General features: G+C 63.2%; 1 protein-coding gene. It reads left to right on the forward strand.

The window, feature by feature from the left end; genetic code table 11:
- Positions 1-21: 21 nt before the first annotated feature.
- The coding region (locus tag JJ917_17835; GenBank protein ID MBO6700687.1) for a hypothetical protein at positions 22-247 on the forward strand (226 nt) is incomplete at its 3' end.

Raw genomic sequence — 247 nt, forward strand, 5'->3', positions numbered from 1 at the left:
TCCTACCATGCGATTGCGGCGATGGTCATCACCATCGCCATGTTCGTCGCCTTTGCGCGCGGGCGCATGTCCGTGGAGATCATTTCGCTGCTGACGATCGCGGTGATCGCGGTCGGGCTCTACTTCTTCCCGCTGCCCGATACGCAACCGACCGACGGGCTCAGCCTCGCCTTCTCGGGTTTCGGCCATTACGCGCTGATCACCATTTGCGCGCTGATGATCATGGGGCGGGGGCTGGTGGTGACCG

Source organism: Hyphomicrobiales bacterium, from assembly GCA_017642935.1.
In the GTDB taxonomy this organism is placed as follows: domain Bacteria; phylum Pseudomonadota; class Alphaproteobacteria; order Rhizobiales; family MH13; genus MH13.